The sequence below is a fragment of the Sphingobium cupriresistens genome (assembly GCF_004152865.1).
GTDB classification, from domain to species: Bacteria; Pseudomonadota; Alphaproteobacteria; order Sphingomonadales; family Sphingomonadaceae; genus Sphingobium; species Sphingobium cupriresistens.
The window spans coordinates 1-17,873 of sequence record NZ_SEOO01000009.1 but is presented as its reverse complement, the minus strand read 5'-3'; the positions used below and the strand labels follow the sequence as shown (position 1 = coordinate 17,873).

The window sequence follows — 17,873 nt, the reverse complement described above, 5'->3', positions numbered from 1 at the left end:
GAATATGTTCAATCTAAAATCCGTTCGGGCTGAGCTTGTCGAAGCCCTCTCTGGCTTCAAGACAAAAGAAAAGCCCTTCGACAAGCTCAGGGCGAACGGAGACGAGACGTCCGGTGAAGCCGGCTTCACGCTGGTCGAACTGATGGTCGTCATCGTCATCATCGGCCTTCTGGCGACGATCGTGGCGATCAATGTCATCCCTGCGACCGATACGGCTCGCGTCGAAAAGGCGAAGGCCGACATCGCCACCATCGAACAGGCGCTGGAGCAATATCGGCTCGATAACCTGACCTACCCGGCGGGATCGGACGGGTTGCAAGCCTTGCTCACCCCCCCCGCCTCGCTGGCGCAGCCGCAGCGCTATCGCCGCGGCGGCTATATCAAGAAGCTGCCCGACGATCCGTGGGGCCGCGCCTATGTCTACACCGTGCCGGGCCGCAAGGGCGCGTTCGACATCAGCTCGCTGGGCGCGGATGGCCAGCCGGGCGGCGAGAGCGAAAATGCGGACATCTATTCCAGCGAACTCTGAAGAGAGCGGTTTCACCCTGCTGGAGCTGATGGTCGTGCTGACGATCATCGGCTTCATTTCGGCGGCCGTCGTGCTCGCCATCCCCGATCCGCGCGGGCGCGTGATCGAGGATGCCGACCGCTTTGCCGCGCGCGTTGCCGCCGCGCGCGACGAAGCGGTCGTCACTGCGCGTCCGATGGGCCTGTGGGTGTCGGCATCCGGCTATGGTTTCCAGCGCCGCGAGGCGGGGCAATGGGTGGGCATTGAGGACAAGCCCTTCGTCACCGCCAACTGGAAAGGCGGCACCCGCGCCCTGGTCGGCAAGGATGGCCGCCAGCAGATCGCCTTCGACGGCACCGGCCTGCCGACCGATCCTTTGACTGTCACCCTGGCGCGCGAAGGCGAGCGGGTGTCGGTGATGGTCGACATGGCGGGGAAGGTTCTGGTCGGTGGGTGATGGAAGACATAATGACGAGGGCTTTACGCTCCTCGAAATGCTGGTCGCGCTGGCGGTGTTCAGCCTAGCCGCGCTGGCGCTGGTGCGGTTGCAGGGCGTGACGCTGCGCACCGCCGCCGATCTCGACAGCAAGGCGCTGGGCCAGATCGTCGCGCGCAACCTGATGGTCGACGTGCAGACCGATCCGATTCCGCCTTCGGTGGGCGAGGAGGCTGGCGACGTCGACAATGGCGGGCGGCGCTGGCACTGGAGCCGGACCGTCAAGCCGACCGACGACGCGCGGCTGTTGCAGGTAGACCTGACCATCGATGGCCAGCCGGGCGCATCGCCGGTGGTGCTTAGCTTCGTGCGGACGGTCGAGTGATGGCGCGCTTCCAACCTCCGTTCGAGCGTGAGGACGGCTTCACGTTTCCGGGGCGTTCCGCCGAACAGGGCTTCACGCCTTCCGGGCGTTCCGCCGAACACGGCTTCACGCTGATCGAGCTGCTCGTCGCCCTGATGATTTTTGCCCTGCTGGCGGGGGCGGGCGTGCTGCTGTTGGGCAACAGCGTATCGGCGCAGGCGCAGATCAAGGCGCGGCTGGATGATAGCGCGGCGGTGCAGCGGGCGGGCGGGGCGCTGGCGGGCGACCTGGGCCAGGCGGTGCCGCGCATCACCCGGACGGAGGCGGGGACGCTGGCCCCCGCCTTCTGGGCGCATGACGAGGGCGAGAGCCAGCCGGTGATGCAGTTCGTGCGCGGCGGCTGGGACAATCTGGGCGAGTTGCCCCGGCCATCCTTGCAGAAGGTCGAATATTGGGTGCGGCAGGGGCGGCTGGAACGACGCACTTACGCCCAGCTCGACGGCGCGGCGGGCGATGATCCGGCCGCGTTGCTGGAGCATGTCGAGGCGGTATTGCTGCGTTTCCGCGATGCGGAGGGCAAGTGGCGGGAAGATTGGACCCCGACCCAGCCCGACCTGTTGCCCCGCGCGGTCGAAATGACGGTGACGCGCACAGGCGAACCGCCGGTCATGCTGCGCTTTCAGGTCGCGCCCGGTCCGGTCGAAAAGCTGGAGGTCGCACCCGGTGCCTGACCCCCGCCCAAATGAACGGGGCGCCGCGTTGCTGACCGTGCTGCTGCTGGTGGCGGTCATGGCCGTGGTCGCGGCGACCGCGCTGGAGCGGGTCGCGCTCGCGACGCGGATGACCGGCAATGGCGGCGCGGTCGATCAGGGGCGCGCCTATGCCGATGCCGCGACCGAGATAGCGCGGCTGCGCATCGCCGACCTGACCGCTTCCAACCCGGCGAAGATCACGCTGGCGGGCGGATGGATGGGCACGCCGCAAAACATCCCGGTGCCCGGCGGCATCGCCACAGCGCGGGTGACGGATGCGGGCAATTGCTTCAACCTCAACAGCGTCGTCAATGGCGAGAATGAGGCGAACCTGAAAGTCCGCCCGATCGGCGTCAGCCAGTTTCAGGGCCTGTTGCAGGCGCTGGGCGTGGATGCGCGGCAGGCGCAGGGTGCCGCGGCTTCCCTGGCCGACTGGATCGACACCGACAGCGCTCCCCAGCCCGGCGGCGCGGAGGATGAGAGCTATGCGCGGATGGAGCGGCCCTATCGCGCAGCCAACCGCATGATGGTGGATGCCAGCGAATTGCGCGCAGTCGCCGGCATCAGCCCGGCAATCTATGATCTGGCCCGGCCCTGGATTTGCGCCTTGCCTGTCACCACCCTGTCGCCGATCAACATCAATACGCTGCTGCCCGACCAGGCCCCGTTGTTCGCCATGCTGATACCGGGACAATTGAGCGTCGGCCAGGCGCGGCAACTGCTGGCGCAGCGGCCAGCGGACGGCTACGGCAGCACGGTGCAATTCTGGGCCTTGCCCTCGCTCGCCGGGCTGTCGCCGATGACCGAGGTGCAGGAACAGGTGAAATTGACGACGGGATTTTTCGGAGTGGACGTGTCGGTGGATGTCGGGGGAACGCAGGTGGTGGAGCGGGCGCTGATCGACGCGCGGGAAAGCCCCGCCGTCGTGGTGCGGCGCAGCTGGGGGGCGGGGGCATGAACAGCCGCGACGCTCTGATCGTCTTCCTGGCCGAAGCGGCCGAGGCGGAGCCGCACTGGATGCGGGTGGTGGACGGCGCGCTGGTCCAGTCAGGCGTGGGCGCGAACTGGCTGGCAGCCTGCGGCATCGCCGCGCTGCCCGATCAGGCGCGGGTCATGCTGGCGCCGCCAGCCGCGCTGGTGACGTTGTATTGGACGGACTATCCCGACCTGCCGGTGCGGCAGGGGCGCGCGGCGGCACGGCTGGCGGCACTCGCCGGTGGGCTTGTCCCGTCCGACCAGTTGTTCGCTGCGACCGACGTCAATGAAGACCCCGCCCGCCCGCATATCGTCGCGGTGGCGAGCCGCGCCGATATGCAGCACTGGCTGCTTTGGGCGCAACATCATGGGCTGGACCCGGACATCATCGTGCCGGCCCCTTTGCTGCTGCCGGAGCCGGAGAGCGGTTTCACCCGCGGCCTGATCGCGGGCGAGGCGGTATTGCGCGGCATCGACATGGCGCTCACCGGCGATATGGCGTTGCCGGCACTGATCGCCGACGCGCCGATCATCGACGTGTCGCCGGGGTTGATCGAAGGGCGGGCGATCGCCGCTCTGGACGCGCCGCCGCTCGATCTGCGGCAGGGTGATTTCGCCAAGCGCGTCCGCCGCGCGCTGGACCGTCGCATGATCGGCCGCATCGCGCTGTGGAGCGGGCTGATCCTGTTCGTGAGCCTCGCCATCGCCCTGATCGGCATCGCCAAGCAGCATATGGAAGCGAGCCGGCTGGACCGCGAAAGCCTGGCGCTGGCGCAGCAGGTGACGCCCGGTGCCACCGACGCGGTGCAGGCGCTGACGGAAATGGAGGGCAAGCTCGCCGCGCGGGGCGCGGGCGGACGCGCCTTCACCGCGCCAGTGGCCGGATTGCTGGCGGCCATGCAGGATGCGCCGGGCGTCGCCCTGACCAGCCTATCGCGCGATCCCGACGGCATGGTCCGCGCGACCCTGGCCGCGGCCAAGGCAGACGACATCAACATCGTGCTGCTGGCGTTGCAGGCGGCCGGTTTCACGATCACGGCGACCCCGTCCCAGGAACCGGGCGGGCGGACGCTGGCAGATATCACGGTGCGGTCATGATGGAAGGATTAGGCGCATATTGGTCGGAACGATCGCCCCGCGAACAATGGATGCTGGGCGTCATGTTCGCGCTGTTGGCGGTCGTGATCCTGTGGTTTGGCATCGCCATGCCGCTGGACCGGGCGCAACGCAGCGCGCGCGATACGCTCAATGAAGCGACCGATCGCAACGCGGCGGTGCGCGCTGCGGTGAAGCAACTCAAGGCGTTGCCACGCAACGCCGCCGCCACGGGGCCGGTCACCCCGGTCGATCAGTTTGTCGGCCAGAGCGCGGGCGAGGCCGGGCTGACGCTGGAACGGGCGCAGGCGCAGGGCGGCGACCGGATCGACATCGCCATAGCATCGGTGCGTCCAGTCGCGCTCTTTTCCTGGCTCGCCGCGATGGAGGCGCAGGGGGTCCGGGTGGAAACGATGACCGCGCGGCCATCGCCCACCGCGGGCAGCGTCTCGGTGCAGGCCGTGCTGGTGCGGGGAGACGGACAATGATGGGCCTGTCCCTGTCTCGCCGGATGCGGATCATCCTGCTGATAATGCTGGCGTTGGGCCTGCTGCTGTTCCTGCCGATGCGGGTCGCGCTGGGCCTGGCCGGGCTGGAGCGGCTGGGCGTCGCCGCACGGGAAGTGCGCGGCACGGTATGGAGCGGGCGGATCGACCAGTTGATGCTGGGCAATATGCCGCTCGGCAGCGTGCGTGCCGGACTGTCGCCGGTTTCCCTGCTTGCGGGTCGGGCGCGATTCGACATTGGCCGGACAAAGGGGCTGGCGGATGATGTCCAGGGCGCCTTGACGGTCGGCTTCGGCCGGATCGGCGTGGATGACGTCACCGGCGCGGTGCCGCTCGGCCGCACTTTCGCGCCGCTGCCGGTCGGCAGCCTGATGCTGGAGGATGTCAGCGCCTATTATGCGGGCGATCGCTGCGGCCATGCCAAAGGGCGCGTGCGCGCGCGCATGGCGGGGCAATTCCCCGGCCTCAATCTGACGCAGGGGCTGTCGGGCGTCGTCGTTTGTGATGGCGACGCGCTGCTGCTGCCGCTGGTCAGCCAGTCGGGCATGGAGAAGATCAGCCTGCGCATCTGGCGATCGGGCCGCTATACGGCCGAAATGCGGATCGAAACCGCCGACCCGGCGCTGTCCGCGACTTTGGGCCAGGCCGGTTTCGCGGGCGTGGGCAACGCTCAGCTGCTCAAGGTCGAAGGGACCCTGTGATTCAGCCGGTCACGGCGCTGGCCGGCGCGCTGGTCGGCGCGATCCTGGGCAGTTTCCTCGCCACGCTGATCCTGCGCTGGCCGCAGGGGCGCGGCGTGGCGCGCGGGCGATCGGCCTGCGACGGCTGCAGCCGGACGCTGGCGGCGCGCGACCTGATCCCTCTGTTCAGCGCGATGGTCCAGCGCGGCCGCTGTCGCACCTGTGGCGCCCGCATCGATCCGCTGCATGGGCGGGTGGAGGCGGGATGCGCGATCATCGGCGCGCTGGCGATCGGCGGGATGCCGGACATAGGCGGGATCGGCTGGGCGCTGCTCGGCTGGACGCTGCTGACGCTGGCGATCCTCGACTGGCGGCACTTCTGGTTGCCTGACGCGCTGACGCTGCCCCTGGCGTTCCTTGGCCTCACCATCGGTCTGTGGGCCACCGACGTCATCCTGATTGACCGTATCATTGGCGCGGTGATCGGCTATGGCGCATTACTGGCCATATCGCTGGGCTATCGCGCGTTGCGGGGGCGTGATGGGCTGGGGCTGGGCGACGCCAAGCTGCTGGGCGCGCTGGGCGCCTGGTTCGGCTGGCAGGCGCTGCCTTTCATCCTGCTGATCGCATCGATGCTGGGGCTGGCGGTGATGCTGGTCAGCGGACGGGCGAAAAGCCGCACCGCGCGCGTGCCTCTTGGCGCCTTTCTGGCGCTGGCGGCGCTGCCCGCGTGGATCATGGTCCTGCGCATATTTTAAGTGAGTGGTCGGGGAGACAGGATTCGAACCTGCGACATCCTGCTCCCAAAGCAGGCGCGCTACCAGACTGCGCTACTCCCCGACGAGCGGCGGCCTTAGCGGGGGAATGCGCGTCCCGTCAATCGCCATCGCCCCGTCAGTGGAAGAAAAGCCACAAAAGCAGAATGATGGGAATTGGCACGCCCAGCAGCCACAACAATATGCCCTTGCCCATGTCGATCTCTCCCTTGTCGTCGGCCATAAAAGCGGCGGAGAGCCATGGATGTTCCGTCAGGCGCTCGTTCCAGATCGCATCGGCACAAACAAAAAGGGCGGACCATTAAGGCCCGCCCTTCGAGAATCTCGCAAATGCGAAGATTACATCGCGTTCGCAGCGTTCACAGCGTTAGCGGCGTTTTCAGCCACATTCGCGGCGTTCATGGCGTTGTCCGAAGCGTTCATCGCGTTCTCAACAACGTTTTCGACGACGGCGTTCGAAGCGTTCGCGGTCTCGTTGGCCGGCTTCTCACCGCAAGCGGCGAGGGCCATCAGGCTGGCCGAAGCGAAAACAGCAGCGATCTTCTTCATTGTGTACGGCTCCCATAGCATTTTGCCGCGTCAGGCACTTTACATGTGACCCTACGCGAGCGACCCGCATTAACGTGTGCGATGCACAAATCAATGCTTTTCTGCGCCGGTGAAACGAAGGAATCACGCGACAGAGCGTTGTCTACTATAAAAGTTCAGTTAACGCCCATGGATTCTGTTGCATTGGCGATGGCCTCCAGCGTCAGCGCCCAGGCTGCGACATTCTGCTGCAACTGAACCGGATCGACCTTGTCCAGCGTATCGTCGGGCGTGTGGTGCAGGTCGAAATAGCGCGTACCGTCCTGTTGCAGGTCGATAACCGGCACCCCAGCCTTTACCAGCGGTGCGATATCGGCCCCGCCGCCCGCCTCCTGCCCGCTGGCCCCCACGCCCAGCGGCGCGAGTGCGGCGGCTATCCGCCTGGCCAGCGCTTCATGTCCTTGCGGCAATTTGAAATCCACGCGCCACACCCGGTCCGCGCCGAAATCCGATTCGATGGCGAGGGCGTGTTTTTCGGTCCCGTGCGCCTTGAAATAGGCGCGGGCGCCATCGCCGCCGACTTCTTCGGCGCCCGCCATCAGGACGCGGATGGTTCGCCGGGGCTGGCCCGCCTTTGCCACCTGCAAGGCGGATGCCGCCGCGATGCCGCATCCGGTGGCGTCATCTATCGCGCCGGTTCCCTGGTCCCAACTGTCGAGGTGACAAGCGGCCACGACGACCCCGGCTGCCGGATCGCTGCCGGGGATTTCGGCGATGACATTGCCCGATGGCTGGTCCTTCAACATTTTGGACGTCAGCGTCAGATGCACCTTCACCGGCTGGCCGCGCGCGATCACGCGGGCGAGTTGTTCGGCGTCCGGCACGGTCAGCGCGGCGGCCGGGATCGGCGTCACGCCGTCGGCCCACATCTGCACGCCGGTATGCGGCACACGATGATGATCGGTGCCGATCGACCGGATCAGTATGGCGATCGCGCCCTTTTTCGATGCGATGCTTGGTCCCTGCCGCCGCGCTGCGCCGAAATAGCCGTAGGAGGAGCCGTCCTGCGTCGCTTCCATTCCGTGGCTGACGAAGGCGATCTTGCCCTTCACCCTGGCGGCGGGCGCAGCTTCCAGATCGGCGATGGTGGGGAAATAGACGACTTCACCTTCTATCCCCTCGTCCGTGGTCGATCCGCTGTTGCCCAGCGCGGCCAGCACCAGATTTTGCGGAAAGGGGAAGAGGATGCGCGCCTCATCATGGCCGCGCACCCAGACGGGCATGGTATAGGCTTCGGCCCGTACGTTGGAAAAGCCCAGCGCCTTCAATTTCGCCACTGCCCAATCGCGCGCGCGCGCTTCCTGTGGCGTGCCGGCGGGGCGGGGACCGACTTCGGTCGTCAGCCCTTCGGCAAAGGCGAAGGCGACATCGTCCTTCAGCGCCGCATCGCGAATCGCGGCGCTGTCCGCCGGGGCGGCGTGGGACAGGGCGGGGGTGAAGATGCTGCCAAGGAGGAGGGCGGCGAGCGTGCCCGATCGGATTTTCTGCATGGGTGGAAGCGTAGCGGGCCATCACCCATTTGCCAATGCGTCCCGCCTCCGCTAACTCCGCGCCAAATCCTCTTATCCTACCGTTGGAGCTGCCCGAACATGTCCGCCTCCTCGCAATATGCCTATGTCATGAAGAGCATGACGAAGACCTTCCCCGGCGCGGCCAAGCCGGTGTTGAGCAATATCAACCTGCAATTCTACCGCGGGTCCAAGATCGGCATCGTCGGCCCGAACGGCGCGGGTAAATCCACGCTCATCAAGATCATGGCTGGTATCGACACCGACTTTTCCGGCGAAGCCTGGCCGGGCGAAAATATCAGCGTCGGCTATCTGCCGCAGGAGCCGCAGCTCGACCCGAAAAAGACGGTGCTCGAAAACGTGAAGGACGGCGCGCGCGAGACGGCGGACAAGCTGGATCGTTTCAATGAAATCAGCACCATCATGGGCGATCCGCCGGAGGACGTCGATTTCGACGCCCTGATGGAGGAAATGGGCACATTGCAGGAGCAGATCGACGCGGTCGACGGCTGGTCGCTCGACAGCCAGCTTGAACTGGCGATGGAAGCGCTGCGCTGCCCGCCGTCGGACTGGTCGGTCGAAAGTCTGTCGGGCGGTGAAAAACGCCGCATCGCGCTCACCCGCCTGCTGATCCAGAAGCCTGACATATTGCTGCTCGACGAACCGACCAACCATCTAGACGCCGAAAGCGTGACCTGGCTGGAAAATCACCTGAAGGAATATGCCGGTTCCGTCCTGATGATTACCCATGACCGCTATTTCCTCGACAATGTCGTGGGCTGGATTCTGGAACTCGATCGCGGAAAATATTTCCCTTACGAAGGCAATTATTCCACCTATCTGGAGAAGAAGGCCAAGCGTCTGGAGCAGGAGGACCGGGAAGCCACGGGCCGCCAGAAGGCGATCAACGACGAACTGGAATGGATTCGTCAGGGGACCAAGGGCCGCCAGACCAAGTCCAAGGCGCGTATCAAGAAGTTCGAGGAACTGGTTGCCGGCCAGAATAACCGTTCGCCTGGCAAAGCGCAGATCGTCATCCAGGTGCCGGAGCGTCTGGGCGGCAAGGTGATCGAGTTCAAGAATATCAGCAAGGCATTCGGCGACAAGCTGCTGTTCGAGGATCTGTCCTTCCTGCTGCCGCCGGGTGGCATCGTCGGCGTGATCGGTCCGAACGGCGCTGGCAAATCGACCCTTTTCAAGCTGATAACGGGCCAGGAAACTCCTGATTCCGGTGAAATCGACATCGGTTCGACTGTGCGTTTGGGCTTTGTCGACCAGAGCCGCGATCATCTCGACGGGTCGAAGAATGTCTGGGAAGAAGTGTCCGACGGTCTCGATTATGTGAAGGTCAACGGCCACGACATGTCAACGCGGGCCTATGTCGGCGCCTTCAACTTCAAGGGGCAGGACCAGCAGAAGAATGTAGGCAAGCTGTCGGGCGGTGAACGCAATCGCGTCCACATCGCCAAAATGCTGAAAAAGGGCGGCAACGTGCTGCTGCTCGACGAGCCGACCAACGATCTGGACGTCGAAACGCTGGGCGCGCTGGAAGAAGCGATCGAGAATTTCGCCGGTTGCGCCGTGGTCATCAGCCATGACCGCTTCTTCCTCGACCGTCTGGCCACGCACATCCTGGCCTTCGAAGGCAACAGCCATGTCGAATGGTTCGAAGGCAATTTCGAAGCTTATGAAGAAGACAAGCGGCGGCGCCTGGGCGACGCCGCCGATCGGCCAACCGCGCTGGCGTACAAGAAGCTGACGCGTTGAACATATGCCGCCAGGGGTCGCGACGGTCATATGATTGCAATATTTGCAACCGGGGCGCCGCCGTTCGCACTTGCGATTGGTGGCGCTAACATTTCATAGAGAGCGGGCCTTTCAGGCATCCTCTCCTAAAACTTTACGGGCTGGTCTTCGGACCGGCCCTTTTTTGTTTTCATGCACCTAATCTCGGCCTGCTCTCGCGCAGGTAGGAGCAAGTTGCGCTAAGGCGAATTAGGCGGGAACCGGGCAACCAGCAGGCGGTGGCCCCAGCGCCGGATCCTTCAGAAAATCCCGATCGGTCAGCGCATCGAGAAACGCCAGCATCGCGGGCATGTCGATTCCGGTCAGATGCGCGGCGGCATGGCGGCGAATCGCGCCGTCGATGCTGTCGGCCTTGCCATCGTGCAACCATGGCCCGGTGACCGCGACATTGCGCAGCGACGGGGTGCGGAACTGTTCGGGCGGCGGCTCGAAGCCGGGCGGCGGTGGTTTGCCGCCATAGGCTGGATCGTCCGATTCGCGCGGCGCCGCGGTGCCGACATAATGGACCTTGCCATCAGTCAGGTCCGGGCCGCTATGGCAGGAAGCGCAGCCTGACGCCTTGAACTGCGCTGCGCCCTTTGCGGCCAGCGGGGGCAGGGCGCCGCGATCATAGGCGCTGCCGAACGAGATCATGGTGCGCTGGAACGCGCCCAGCGCCGCCGTCACCCTGGCGAAATCCGTGCCGCCCTTCACGCCGGGAAAGGCCTGCGCGAACATCCGGCGATAGCAGGGATCGGCGTCCAGCCGCGCGGCCAGGTCGCCATCGCGACCGGCCATGCCCATTTCCATCGGCTTGGTCCCGGTCATCGGCACCATCGCCTGCGCCTCCAGCGTGGTGATGCCCGCATCTGTCCAGGTCAGGCCGCTGCGCCAGGCGACATTGGCCAGCCCCGGTACATTGCGCACGCCCATGTCGCCGGTCACGCCGACATGGGTGGGCAGGCCATCGGTAAAGCCGCGCGCCTGTTGGTGGCAATCGGCGCAGGCCATGCTGCCGTCATGCGACAGCGCGCGATCGTAGAAGAGGCGGCGGCCCAGCGCCACCTTCGCCGCGCTCATGCCAATGCCGGCGGGCAGGGCAGGGGCGCTTACTCCTGCCGGAAAGCTGGGCCAGCGCCAGTCCGCCCGCGCACCCATGGCGCCGGATGCCAGCACGACCGCGCCGATGATCCCTGCTATGCCAACCCGCATGGCCATTCCCCCTGTGCCGCGCACGACAAACCAACGCTGGCTTATCCGCACGGGGAGGGCAAGGGGGAGGGGTGGATTGCGGAAGTACTATTTCGATGCCGTCATCCCCGCGAATGCGGGGACCCATCTTCCGCCTTTCCAGCTTGTTGCGAGCGGGGGAGATGGCTTCCCGCTTTCGCTGGAATGACGAACAGGGTGGAAACAAGACATGCCCCTCCCGCGAGCGGGGACAAGGTCCGCTTCTGGTCTCCAATCACCACCCGTCCCCCTCAAACCGTCCCCCGCTTCTCGAACCCGCTCAGCCCCTCAACGCCCACCTCGACGACATCAATCCGCGCCACCTTCGCCGCCGTTGGCCCATCCTGCGCCAGTGCGACAAACCGCGCCACCGCCGCCGCCTCGCCCTCCACCAGCGCCTCGACGCAGCCGTCCGTGCGGTTGCGGACCCAGCCTGCCAGCCCCAGCCCGCGCGCCGTTTCGACCGTCCAGGCGCGATACCAGACGCCCTGGACCCGGCCATGGATCATCAGGTGACGCGCCACTTGCGGCATCACTTGACCCGCTTGATCCAGGTCTGCCCGCCTTCACGGACTTCGGTGATGAAATTGGGGATGGCCGCGACCAGGTCGGACAGGCGCTTGAAACCATAGTTGCGCACGTCGAAGCTGGAGCGGTTGCCCACCCGCTGGCCGACCGGCCCCAGCGCCACGAAGCCGCGCTCGTCGCGCTTCGCTTCGTCATAGGCGTCGATCAGCAGGCGAATGACCTCGGCATCCACCGCCTTGCTGGGGGCCGGGATGGCGGGCGCAGGCGCGGCGGGCGCAACGGCGGCCTTGGCGGACGTCGCCTGCTGCGTGGTCGTCTTGGTCTGCGCAGCCTTGGCCGGGGCTACGGCCTTGACCGCAGCCTTGGCCACCACCGGCACTTCGGCGGGCTTCAGCGCCGCGACATTCAGGAACCTTGTGCAGGCGCGGCGGAAGCCTTCGGGCGCGTTCGCCGACCCAAAGCCATAGACCGGAATGCCCTGCTGTCGGATGCGGGTGGCCAGCGGCGTAAAATCGCTGTCGCTGGACATCAGGCCGAACCCATCGACCCGGCCCGACGCCATGAGGTCCATGGCGTCGATCGTCATCTTCATGTCGGTGGCGTTCTTGCCCTTGGTCAGGTCGAACTGCTGTTGCGGCTCGATCGCGTGCGCGACCGACAGGGCGGCCCAGGTCTTGAGCGTCGTCTTGCTCCAATTGCCGTAAGCGCGGCGGATATTGACCGTGCCCAACTCCGCCAGAACGGTCATGACCGAATCGAAATGGGCCGCCGACGCATTGTCCGCATCGATCAGCAGGGCGATATTGCCCCGGCCTTCCTGTAAAAAAGCCATGCCGCCTGCTCCCTTCATGCGGGCGAGAAGGCGCCGCTATCCTCGTCCAAGATATTCAGCACGCCGTCGGCGATGGCGAAAAAGCTGCCGACCAGCTTCAATTCGCCCTTGCGCTCCTTCGATCGGACGCAGGGGAAGGTGCGCAGGTTGGCCAGGCTGACCTTCACCGCTTCCTGCTCCATCGCCCGTTCGACGTCCCGGTCACGCTGCTCGCCATATTGGCCGATCACGACGTCGCGGGCGTCGTCCAGCAATTCGATCCAATTATGGATGAAGCCGCCTTCGCCCGGCGGCGCGTCCTTCAGATCCTGGCTGAGGGCTGCCTTGCACCCCCCGCATTTGCCATGGCCCATGACGACGATCTCGCCGACTTTCAGCACCTGGACAGCGAATTCCAGCGCGGCGGACACGCCATGATGGCCCGGCGCCGTTTCGAATGGCGGCACCAGCGCGGCGACGTTGCGCACCACGAAAATCTCGCCGGGGCTGGTGTCGAAAATCTGCGCCGGGTCGACCCGGCTGTCAGAACAGGCGATCACCATCACCCTGGGCGCTTGGCCCTCGTTCAATTCGTCCCATCGCGCGCGCTGCTGGTTCCAGCCGGTGTCGCGGAAACGGCGATAGCCATCGAGCATGTCGGTAAAATCAGTCATGGACGGGGATGTGCCGCACAAATAGGGGACTGGCAAGAGCGGCCTTGCATCGCTATCTGGGGCGCATGAACGACATCAGCCCGATCCCCATGCCCGGTCAGCCCGCCAGCCCGGAACGCGCCCGCAAGCCCGACTGGATTCGCGTCAAGGCGCCGACCAGCCCGGCCTATCATGAAACGCGCAAGCTGATGCGCGACAAGGGCCTCAATACCGTGTGCGAGGAAGCGGCCTGCCCCAATATCGGGGAATGTTGGACCAAGAAGCACGCCACGGTGATGATCCTGGGCGATGTCTGCACCCGCGCCTGCGCCTTTTGCAACGTCAAGACCGGGATGCCGCGGAAGGTTGATGTCAACGAACCGCAGAATCTGGCGGACGCCTGCGCCGAAATGGGGCTGGAACATATCGTCATCACCGCGGTCGACCGCGACGACCTGCCCGACGGCGGCGCATCGCAATTCGTCAAGGTGATCGAGGCGCTGCGCCGCACGACGCCCGACACGACTATCGAAATTCTGACGCCCGACTTCCGCAACAAGCATGAGCGCGCCGTCGCAATGATCGTCGCCGCCCGGCCGGACGTCTATAATCACAATCTGGAAACCGTGCCCCGCCTGTACCCCACCATCCGCCCCGGTGCGCGTTATTATGCGTCGCTGCGCCTGTTGGAGTCGGTCAAGAAGCTCGACCCTTCGATCTTCACCAAGTCCGGCATCATGCTGGGCCTGGGCGAGGAGCGGCTGGAGGTGCATCAAGTGATGGACGACATGCGGTCGGCCGACATCGATTTCCTGACCATGGGCCAATATCTGCAACCCACGCCCAAACATGCCAAGGTGATCGACTTCGTCACCCCGGCGGCGTTCACCGCCTATGCGGGCATCGCGCGGGCCAAGGGCTTCCTCCAGGTCGCATCGTCGCCGCTGACCCGGTCGAGCTATCATGCGGGCAAGGATTTCGCGGAAATGCGCGCCGCGCGGGAGGCCAAACTGGCCAAGGCGGCGGTGAAGGCCTGACGTCCAGATGCCCAAGCATGAAGAAACGCGGCACCTTCCCTATACGCCGACGCAGATGTTCGACCTGGTGTCGGACGTCGCCGCCTATCCGCAATTCCTGCCCTGGATCAGCGCGATCCGCGTTCGGTCCGACAGTGATACGGAGATGGTGGCCGACATGATCGTCGGCTTCAAGGGGGTGAAGGAGAGCTTCACCTCCCGCGTCGTCAAACATCGGCCCGATCATGTCCGGGTCGATTATCTCGACGGGCCGCTAAAACATCTCCACAATGAATGGCGTTTCCGCGACGACGGGCAGGGCGGGGTGCTGGTCGATTTCGAGGTCGAGTTCGAATTCAAGAACCGGCTGTTCGAAATGCTGGCCGGCCAGTTTTTCGACAAGGCGCTGCGCAAGATGATCGGCGCGTTCGAAACCCGCGCTGCGCAACTTTATGCGGGCGAATCGGGCAGCAGCAGTTCCAGCGCGCATAGCGCCGCCTGAAGTCGCACGCCGCCCCGGCCATCATTCTCGAAATGGCGCATGTCGGCGACAACCTTGTCGGCCGCGGCGCCGCGTTCGGCGCGGGCGAAGACCACGGTGCCGACCGGCTTCTGCTCGCTGCCGCCGCCTGGTCCGGCGATACCAGTGATGGCGACCGCGACATGGGCGTGGCTCTTCTTGAGCGCGCCCTGCGCCATCGCCCAGGCGGTCGCGATCGACACCGCGCCGAACGTGTCCAGCACATCATGCGAAACTTTCAGAAGTTCCGCCTTCATGTCATTGGAATAGGTGATAAATCCGGCTTCGAACACTTCGGAGGAGCCGACGATCTCCGTCAGCGCGGCCGACACCAGCCCGCCAGTGCAGCTTTCCGCCACGGCGATCGTGCGCCCGGCCCGACGGTTGGCGATGATGACCTTTTCGGCAAGTTCGACCAACTGGGCCGGCAGGATCGTGTCTGGCATGGGATCAGGATAGCGCGGGGAGGGACAGGGTGGCAACCGCTTGTGCGGCAATGCCTTCGCGCCGCCCGGCAAAGCCCAGCCGCTCGGTCGTCGTCGCCTTCACGCTGACCCGGTCGACCGGCACCGCCAATATCGCGGCGATCCGCGCGCGCATGGCGTCGCGATGCGGGCCGATCTTGGGCGCTTCGCAGATGATGGTCAGGTCGATATGCTCGATCCGCCCGTCCCGCGCCGTCACCCGATCGCGCGCATAGGCCAGGAAGCGGTCCGACGACGCGCCGCGCCATTGCGGGTCGGACGGCGGAAAGTGGCTGCCGATATCGCCCTCGGCCAGCGCCCCCAGCATCGCGTCGACGATCGCGTGGAGCGCCACATCGGCATCGCTATGCCCGGCCAATCCGCGATCGTGCGGCACCAATATGCCCCCCAGCCAAAGCTCTTCGTCGGGCGCAAGGCGATGGACGTCATAGCCCATGCCGACGCGCGTCGAACGCGGCGTCGCCAGTTGCGCGTCGGCGCGGGCGAAATCCTGGGGATAGGTCAATTTCTCAAGCCTTTCATCGCCTTGCACCAATATGACGTCATGGCCCCAGCCTTTCAAAATCTGTGCATCGTCGGTCGCCTCCCGCGCGATGTCCCACGCCCGATGCGCCGCCATGATGGCGTCGAAGCGGAAGGCTTGGGGCGTCTGCACGCGATGCAGCCCGCCCCGGTCCACCCCATCGCCCATGGTCCCGCTCGCGTCGCGTATCAGCGTGTCAGCGACCGGCAGGGTGGGGATGGCCCCGGTGCCGCCGTCCAGCGCCGCCAGCAGCCGGTCGATGACCGCGCCGGGCACGAAGGGGCGGGCGGCGTCATGGATCAGCACGGCGTCCGCACCGCCCTGCGCCGCGAGGGCCTCCAGCCCCGCGCGTACCGATCCGCGCCGGCTGTCCGCGCCGATCACGAACGATGCGGCTCGTTCGCCTAATATGGCGCGCGCAATGCCTTCCTGGCCGTCGCCCAGCACGATATGGATCGCGTCGAACCCGCCATGGACCGCCAGCGCATCATAGGCATGGGCCAGCACGGCCTTGCCCGCGATCAGGCGGAATTGCTTGGGCGTGTCGCCTCCCGCCCGGTTGCCCTGGCCCGCGGCGACGATCAGCGCGACGATCTTATTATTGGATGTCATGCAGCGTCGCATAGCGGGTCGCGGGACGGACTGAAAGGGGCGCGCCTTGCCGCGCGCTGCAATTTCGGCTAAGGGCTGCCTGTTTTTTAGGCAGTATCAAAAGTAAGACCATGCGCAGGCTTTCCCCCATCTCCATCGGCCCGATCACCATCGACATGCCGGTCGTCCTCGCCCCCATGACGGGCGTGACCGACATGCCGTTCCGCACGCTGGTCCGCCGCTATGGTTGCGGCCTCAACGTGACGGAGATGATCGCGTCGGCGGCGATGATCCGCGAAACGCGCCAGTCGCTGCAAAAGGCTGCCTGGCATCCGCTGGAAGACCCGGTGTCGATGCAGCTTGCCGGCTGCTCGCCGACCGAAATGGCCGACGCCGCCAAACTCAATGCCGATCGTGGCGCCGCCATTATCGACATCAACATGGGGTGCCCGGTGAAAAAGGTCGTGAATGGCGACGCGGGCAGCGCGCTGATGCGCGACCTGCCGCTTGCCGCCTCGCTCATCAAGGCGACGGTCGAAGCGGTCGACGTGCCAGTGACGGTCAAGATGCGGATGGGCTGGGACCATGCCAGCCTGAACGCGCCGGAACTCGCCCGTATCGCCGAGGATCTGGGCGCGCAGCTCATCACCGTCCACGGTCGCACCCGTTGCCAGATGTACAAGGGGTCGGCTGACTGGGCCTTCGTCCGCTCGGTCAAGGAGGCTGTAAAGCTGCCGGTGATCGTCAATGGCGACATCTGTTCGGTCGAGGATGCCGACACGGCGCTGGAACAGAGCGGCGCGGATGGCGTGATGATCGGGCGCGGCGCCTATGGCCGGCCCTGGCTCATCAGCCAGGTCATGGCCTGGCTGAGCGACGGGACGCGCGTTCCCGACCCGTCGCTTGCCGAACAATATCAAGCGATCATAGGGCATTATCATGCTATGCTCGAACATTATGACACCTATACCGGCGTCAATATGGCGCGCAAGCATATCGGCTGGTACACAAAGGGATTGACCGGATCGGCCGAGTTCCGCAACGCCGTCAACCAGCAGCCGGACGCCGCGGTCGTGCTCGACATGCTGGCCCGATTTTATGAGCCGCTCATCGCCAGCGGACTGGACGCTGCGGACTTGCGCAAGGCGGCATGACGGTGACATTGACGTCCGTCCCGCCGCTTCGGATGCTGCAGGACGGGCCTTCGCTGGGCGAACAGATGACGGCGCTGCCGGTGGCGACGCTGGTGGTGAAGCCGGACAACAGCATCGCCGAAGCCAATGTGCGCGCCGAAACCCTGCTTAACATGGCGCGGTCGGCGATCGTCGGCAGCGATGTCGCGCGCACCATCCGCATCGCGGAGGCGGGCGCGCGGTTCGACATCTGGCACAGCAACAAGCCGATCGCAGCCTATGAGGCCCAGTCGGCCCCAAGCTGCGATTTTGGCCAAGTCGGAGAACGTTTTGGGAACGTGGCATTCGGTATTGACGATGGAAATCATAGAAGAGGACAGTTCGCTCCATCATAGGGAGTGGGTTGATGG

Annotated in this window: 21 protein-coding genes, 1 tRNA gene and 1 pseudogene; 14 read left to right on the top strand and 9 right to left on the bottom strand. The window is 65.5% G+C overall.

Annotation, left to right across the window (positions count from 1 at the left end; all coding sequences use genetic code 11):
- Nucleotides 1–4 precede the first annotated feature (4 nt).
- Genes gspG through EWH12_RS07255 form a run of 9 tightly spaced genes read left to right on the top strand, consistent with a single transcriptional unit; the run spans nt 5 to nt 6,074 of the window.
- The gene (gspG, locus tag EWH12_RS07295) at nt 5–529 is read left to right on the top strand and encodes a type II secretion system major pseudopilin GspG (RefSeq protein WP_129926164.1); all 525 of its coding nucleotides are present in this window, start codon (nt 5–7) and stop codon (nt 527–529) included.
- A complete protein-coding gene (locus EWH12_RS07290; RefSeq protein WP_066602168.1) occupies nt 501–965 on the top strand; it encodes a GspH/FimT family pseudopilin in 465 nt (154 codons plus the stop codon). The genes gspG and EWH12_RS07290 overlap by 29 nt, the downstream gene beginning before the upstream one ends.
- Complete coding sequence (gspI, locus tag EWH12_RS07285) at nt 958–1,329, top strand: type II secretion system minor pseudopilin GspI (RefSeq protein WP_129926163.1); 372 nt, start codon at nt 958–960, stop codon at nt 1,327–1,329. Before EWH12_RS07290 ends, gspI begins: the two co-directional genes overlap by 8 nt.
- A complete protein-coding gene (gene gspJ / locus EWH12_RS07280) occupies nt 1,329–2,039 on the top strand; it encodes a type II secretion system minor pseudopilin GspJ (RefSeq protein WP_242495973.1) in 711 nt (236 codons plus the stop codon). The genes gspI and gspJ overlap by 1 nt, the downstream gene beginning before the upstream one ends.
- Nucleotides 2,032–3,018 carry a type II secretion system minor pseudopilin GspK gene (gene gspK, locus EWH12_RS07275; protein WP_066602163.1) on the top strand — a complete coding sequence of 329 codons (987 nt, stop codon included), beginning with the start codon at nt 2,032–2,034 and terminating at the stop codon, nt 3,016–3,018. The genes gspJ and gspK overlap by 8 nt, the downstream gene beginning before the upstream one ends.
- Nucleotides 3,015–4,133, top strand: coding sequence for a type II secretion system protein GspL (gene gspL / locus EWH12_RS07270; RefSeq protein WP_066602161.1), 1,119 nt, complete (start codon nt 3,015–3,017; stop codon nt 4,131–4,133). The genes gspK and gspL overlap by 4 nt, the downstream gene beginning before the upstream one ends.
- Nucleotides 4,130–4,618, top strand: a complete 489-nt coding sequence (gene gspM / locus EWH12_RS07265) for a type II secretion system protein GspM (RefSeq protein ID WP_129926162.1) — start codon at nt 4,130–4,132, stop codon at nt 4,616–4,618. The genes gspL and gspM overlap by 4 nt, the downstream gene beginning before the upstream one ends.
- Nucleotides 4,615–5,337 carry a type II secretion system protein N gene (gene gspN, locus EWH12_RS07260; RefSeq protein ID WP_129926161.1) on the top strand — a complete coding sequence of 241 codons (723 nt, stop codon included), beginning with the start codon at nt 4,615–4,617 and terminating at the stop codon, nt 5,335–5,337. Before gspM ends, gspN begins: the two co-directional genes overlap by 4 nt.
- Nucleotides 5,334–6,074, top strand: coding sequence for a prepilin peptidase (locus EWH12_RS07255; protein ID WP_129926160.1), 741 nt, complete (start codon nt 5,334–5,336; stop codon nt 6,072–6,074). Before gspN ends, EWH12_RS07255 begins: the two co-directional genes overlap by 4 nt.
- Nucleotides 6,075–6,079: 5 nt before the next feature.
- Here EWH12_RS07255 and EWH12_RS07250 read toward each other — a convergent pair.
- The 3 genes from EWH12_RS07250 to EWH12_RS07240 form a co-directional block, all read right to left on the bottom strand.
- Nucleotides 6,080–6,156: transfer RNA gene (locus tag EWH12_RS07250), tRNA-Pro, on the bottom strand.
- Between the two features lie 275 nt (nt 6,157–6,431).
- Nucleotides 6,432–6,641, bottom strand: a complete 210-nt coding sequence (locus EWH12_RS07245) for a hypothetical protein (protein WP_066605281.1) — start codon at nt 6,639–6,641, stop codon at nt 6,432–6,434.
- A gap of 155 nt (nt 6,642–6,796) precedes the next feature.
- The gene (locus EWH12_RS07240; protein WP_129926159.1) at nt 6,797–8,170 is read right to left on the bottom strand and encodes a M20/M25/M40 family metallo-hydrolase; all 1,374 of its coding nucleotides are present in this window, start codon (nt 8,168–8,170) and stop codon (nt 6,797–6,799) included.
- 99 nt (nt 8,171–8,269) lie between these two features.
- Between EWH12_RS07240 and ettA the strand changes: the two genes are divergently transcribed.
- The gene (gene ettA / locus EWH12_RS07235) at nt 8,270–9,955 is read left to right on the top strand and encodes an energy-dependent translational throttle protein EttA (RefSeq protein ID WP_129926158.1); all 1,686 of its coding nucleotides are present in this window, start codon (nt 8,270–8,272) and stop codon (nt 9,953–9,955) included.
- Nucleotides 9,956–10,183: 228 nt separating this feature from the next.
- Here ettA and EWH12_RS07230 read toward each other — a convergent pair whose 3' ends face one another.
- The 4 genes from EWH12_RS07230 to EWH12_RS07215 all read right to left on the bottom strand — a co-directional run bounded on the left by EWH12_RS07230 (nt 10,184) and on the right by EWH12_RS07215 (nt 13,216).
- Nucleotides 10,184–11,185: a cytochrome-c peroxidase gene (locus EWH12_RS07230; RefSeq protein ID WP_129926157.1), complete on the bottom strand. Its 1,002-nt coding sequence runs from the start codon at nt 11,183–11,185 to the stop codon at nt 10,184–10,186.
- 269 nt (nt 11,186–11,454) lie between these two features.
- Nucleotides 11,455–11,736 (bottom strand): acylphosphatase, encoded by a 282-nt coding sequence (locus EWH12_RS07225; RefSeq protein WP_066602136.1) that lies wholly within the window; start codon nt 11,734–11,736, stop codon nt 11,455–11,457.
- Complete coding sequence (locus EWH12_RS07220; RefSeq protein WP_066605277.1) at nt 11,736–12,563, bottom strand: NYN domain-containing protein; 828 nt, start codon at nt 12,561–12,563, stop codon at nt 11,736–11,738. Before EWH12_RS07220 ends, EWH12_RS07225 begins: the two co-directional genes overlap by 1 nt.
- 14 nt (nt 12,564–12,577) lie before the next feature.
- On the bottom strand, nt 12,578–13,216 hold the full coding sequence (locus EWH12_RS07215; protein WP_066602133.1) for a carbonic anhydrase: 639 nt from the start codon (nt 13,214–13,216) through the stop codon (nt 12,578–12,580).
- An 8-nt stretch (nt 13,217–13,224) separates the two neighbouring features.
- On the opposite strand from EWH12_RS07215, the gene lipA reads away from it, so the two are divergent.
- Together lipA and EWH12_RS07205 are read left to right on the top strand one after the other, a co-directional pair.
- Nucleotides 13,225–14,232, top strand: a complete 1,008-nt coding sequence (gene lipA / locus EWH12_RS07210) for a lipoyl synthase (protein ID WP_129926156.1) — start codon at nt 13,225–13,227, stop codon at nt 14,230–14,232.
- A gap of 7 nt (nt 14,233–14,239) precedes the next feature.
- Nucleotides 14,240–14,713 (top strand): type II toxin-antitoxin system RatA family toxin, encoded by a 474-nt coding sequence (locus EWH12_RS07205; protein ID WP_066602128.1) that lies wholly within the window; start codon nt 14,240–14,242, stop codon nt 14,711–14,713.
- On the opposite strand, the gene EWH12_RS07200 is transcribed toward EWH12_RS07205, so the two are convergent.
- Both EWH12_RS07200 and EWH12_RS07195 read right to left on the bottom strand, forming a co-directional pair.
- A complete protein-coding gene (locus EWH12_RS07200) occupies nt 14,662–15,177 on the bottom strand; it encodes a CinA family protein (protein ID WP_066602125.1) in 516 nt (171 codons plus the stop codon). The two genes, EWH12_RS07205 and EWH12_RS07200, sit on opposite strands and share 52 nt — an antisense overlap.
- Nucleotides 15,178–15,181: 4 nt before the next feature.
- A complete protein-coding gene (locus EWH12_RS07195) occupies nt 15,182–16,363 on the bottom strand; it encodes a bifunctional 2-C-methyl-D-erythritol 4-phosphate cytidylyltransferase/2-C-methyl-D-erythritol 2,4-cyclodiphosphate synthase (protein WP_129926155.1) in 1,182 nt (393 codons plus the stop codon).
- Between the two features lie 98 nt (nt 16,364–16,461).
- On the opposite strand from EWH12_RS07195, the gene dusB reads away from it, so the two are divergent.
- Both dusB and EWH12_RS07185 read left to right on the top strand, forming a co-directional pair.
- On the top strand, nt 16,462–17,484 hold the full coding sequence (gene dusB, locus EWH12_RS07190; protein ID WP_129926154.1) for a tRNA dihydrouridine synthase DusB: 1,023 nt from the start codon (nt 16,462–16,464) through the stop codon (nt 17,482–17,484).
- Nucleotides 17,481–17,747 (top strand): annotated as a pseudogene (locus EWH12_RS07185) (two-component sensor histidine kinase); the annotation flags it as partial. The gene dusB and the pseudogene EWH12_RS07185, both read left to right, overlap by 4 nt.
- Between the last annotated feature and the right edge of the window lie 126 nt (nt 17,748–17,873).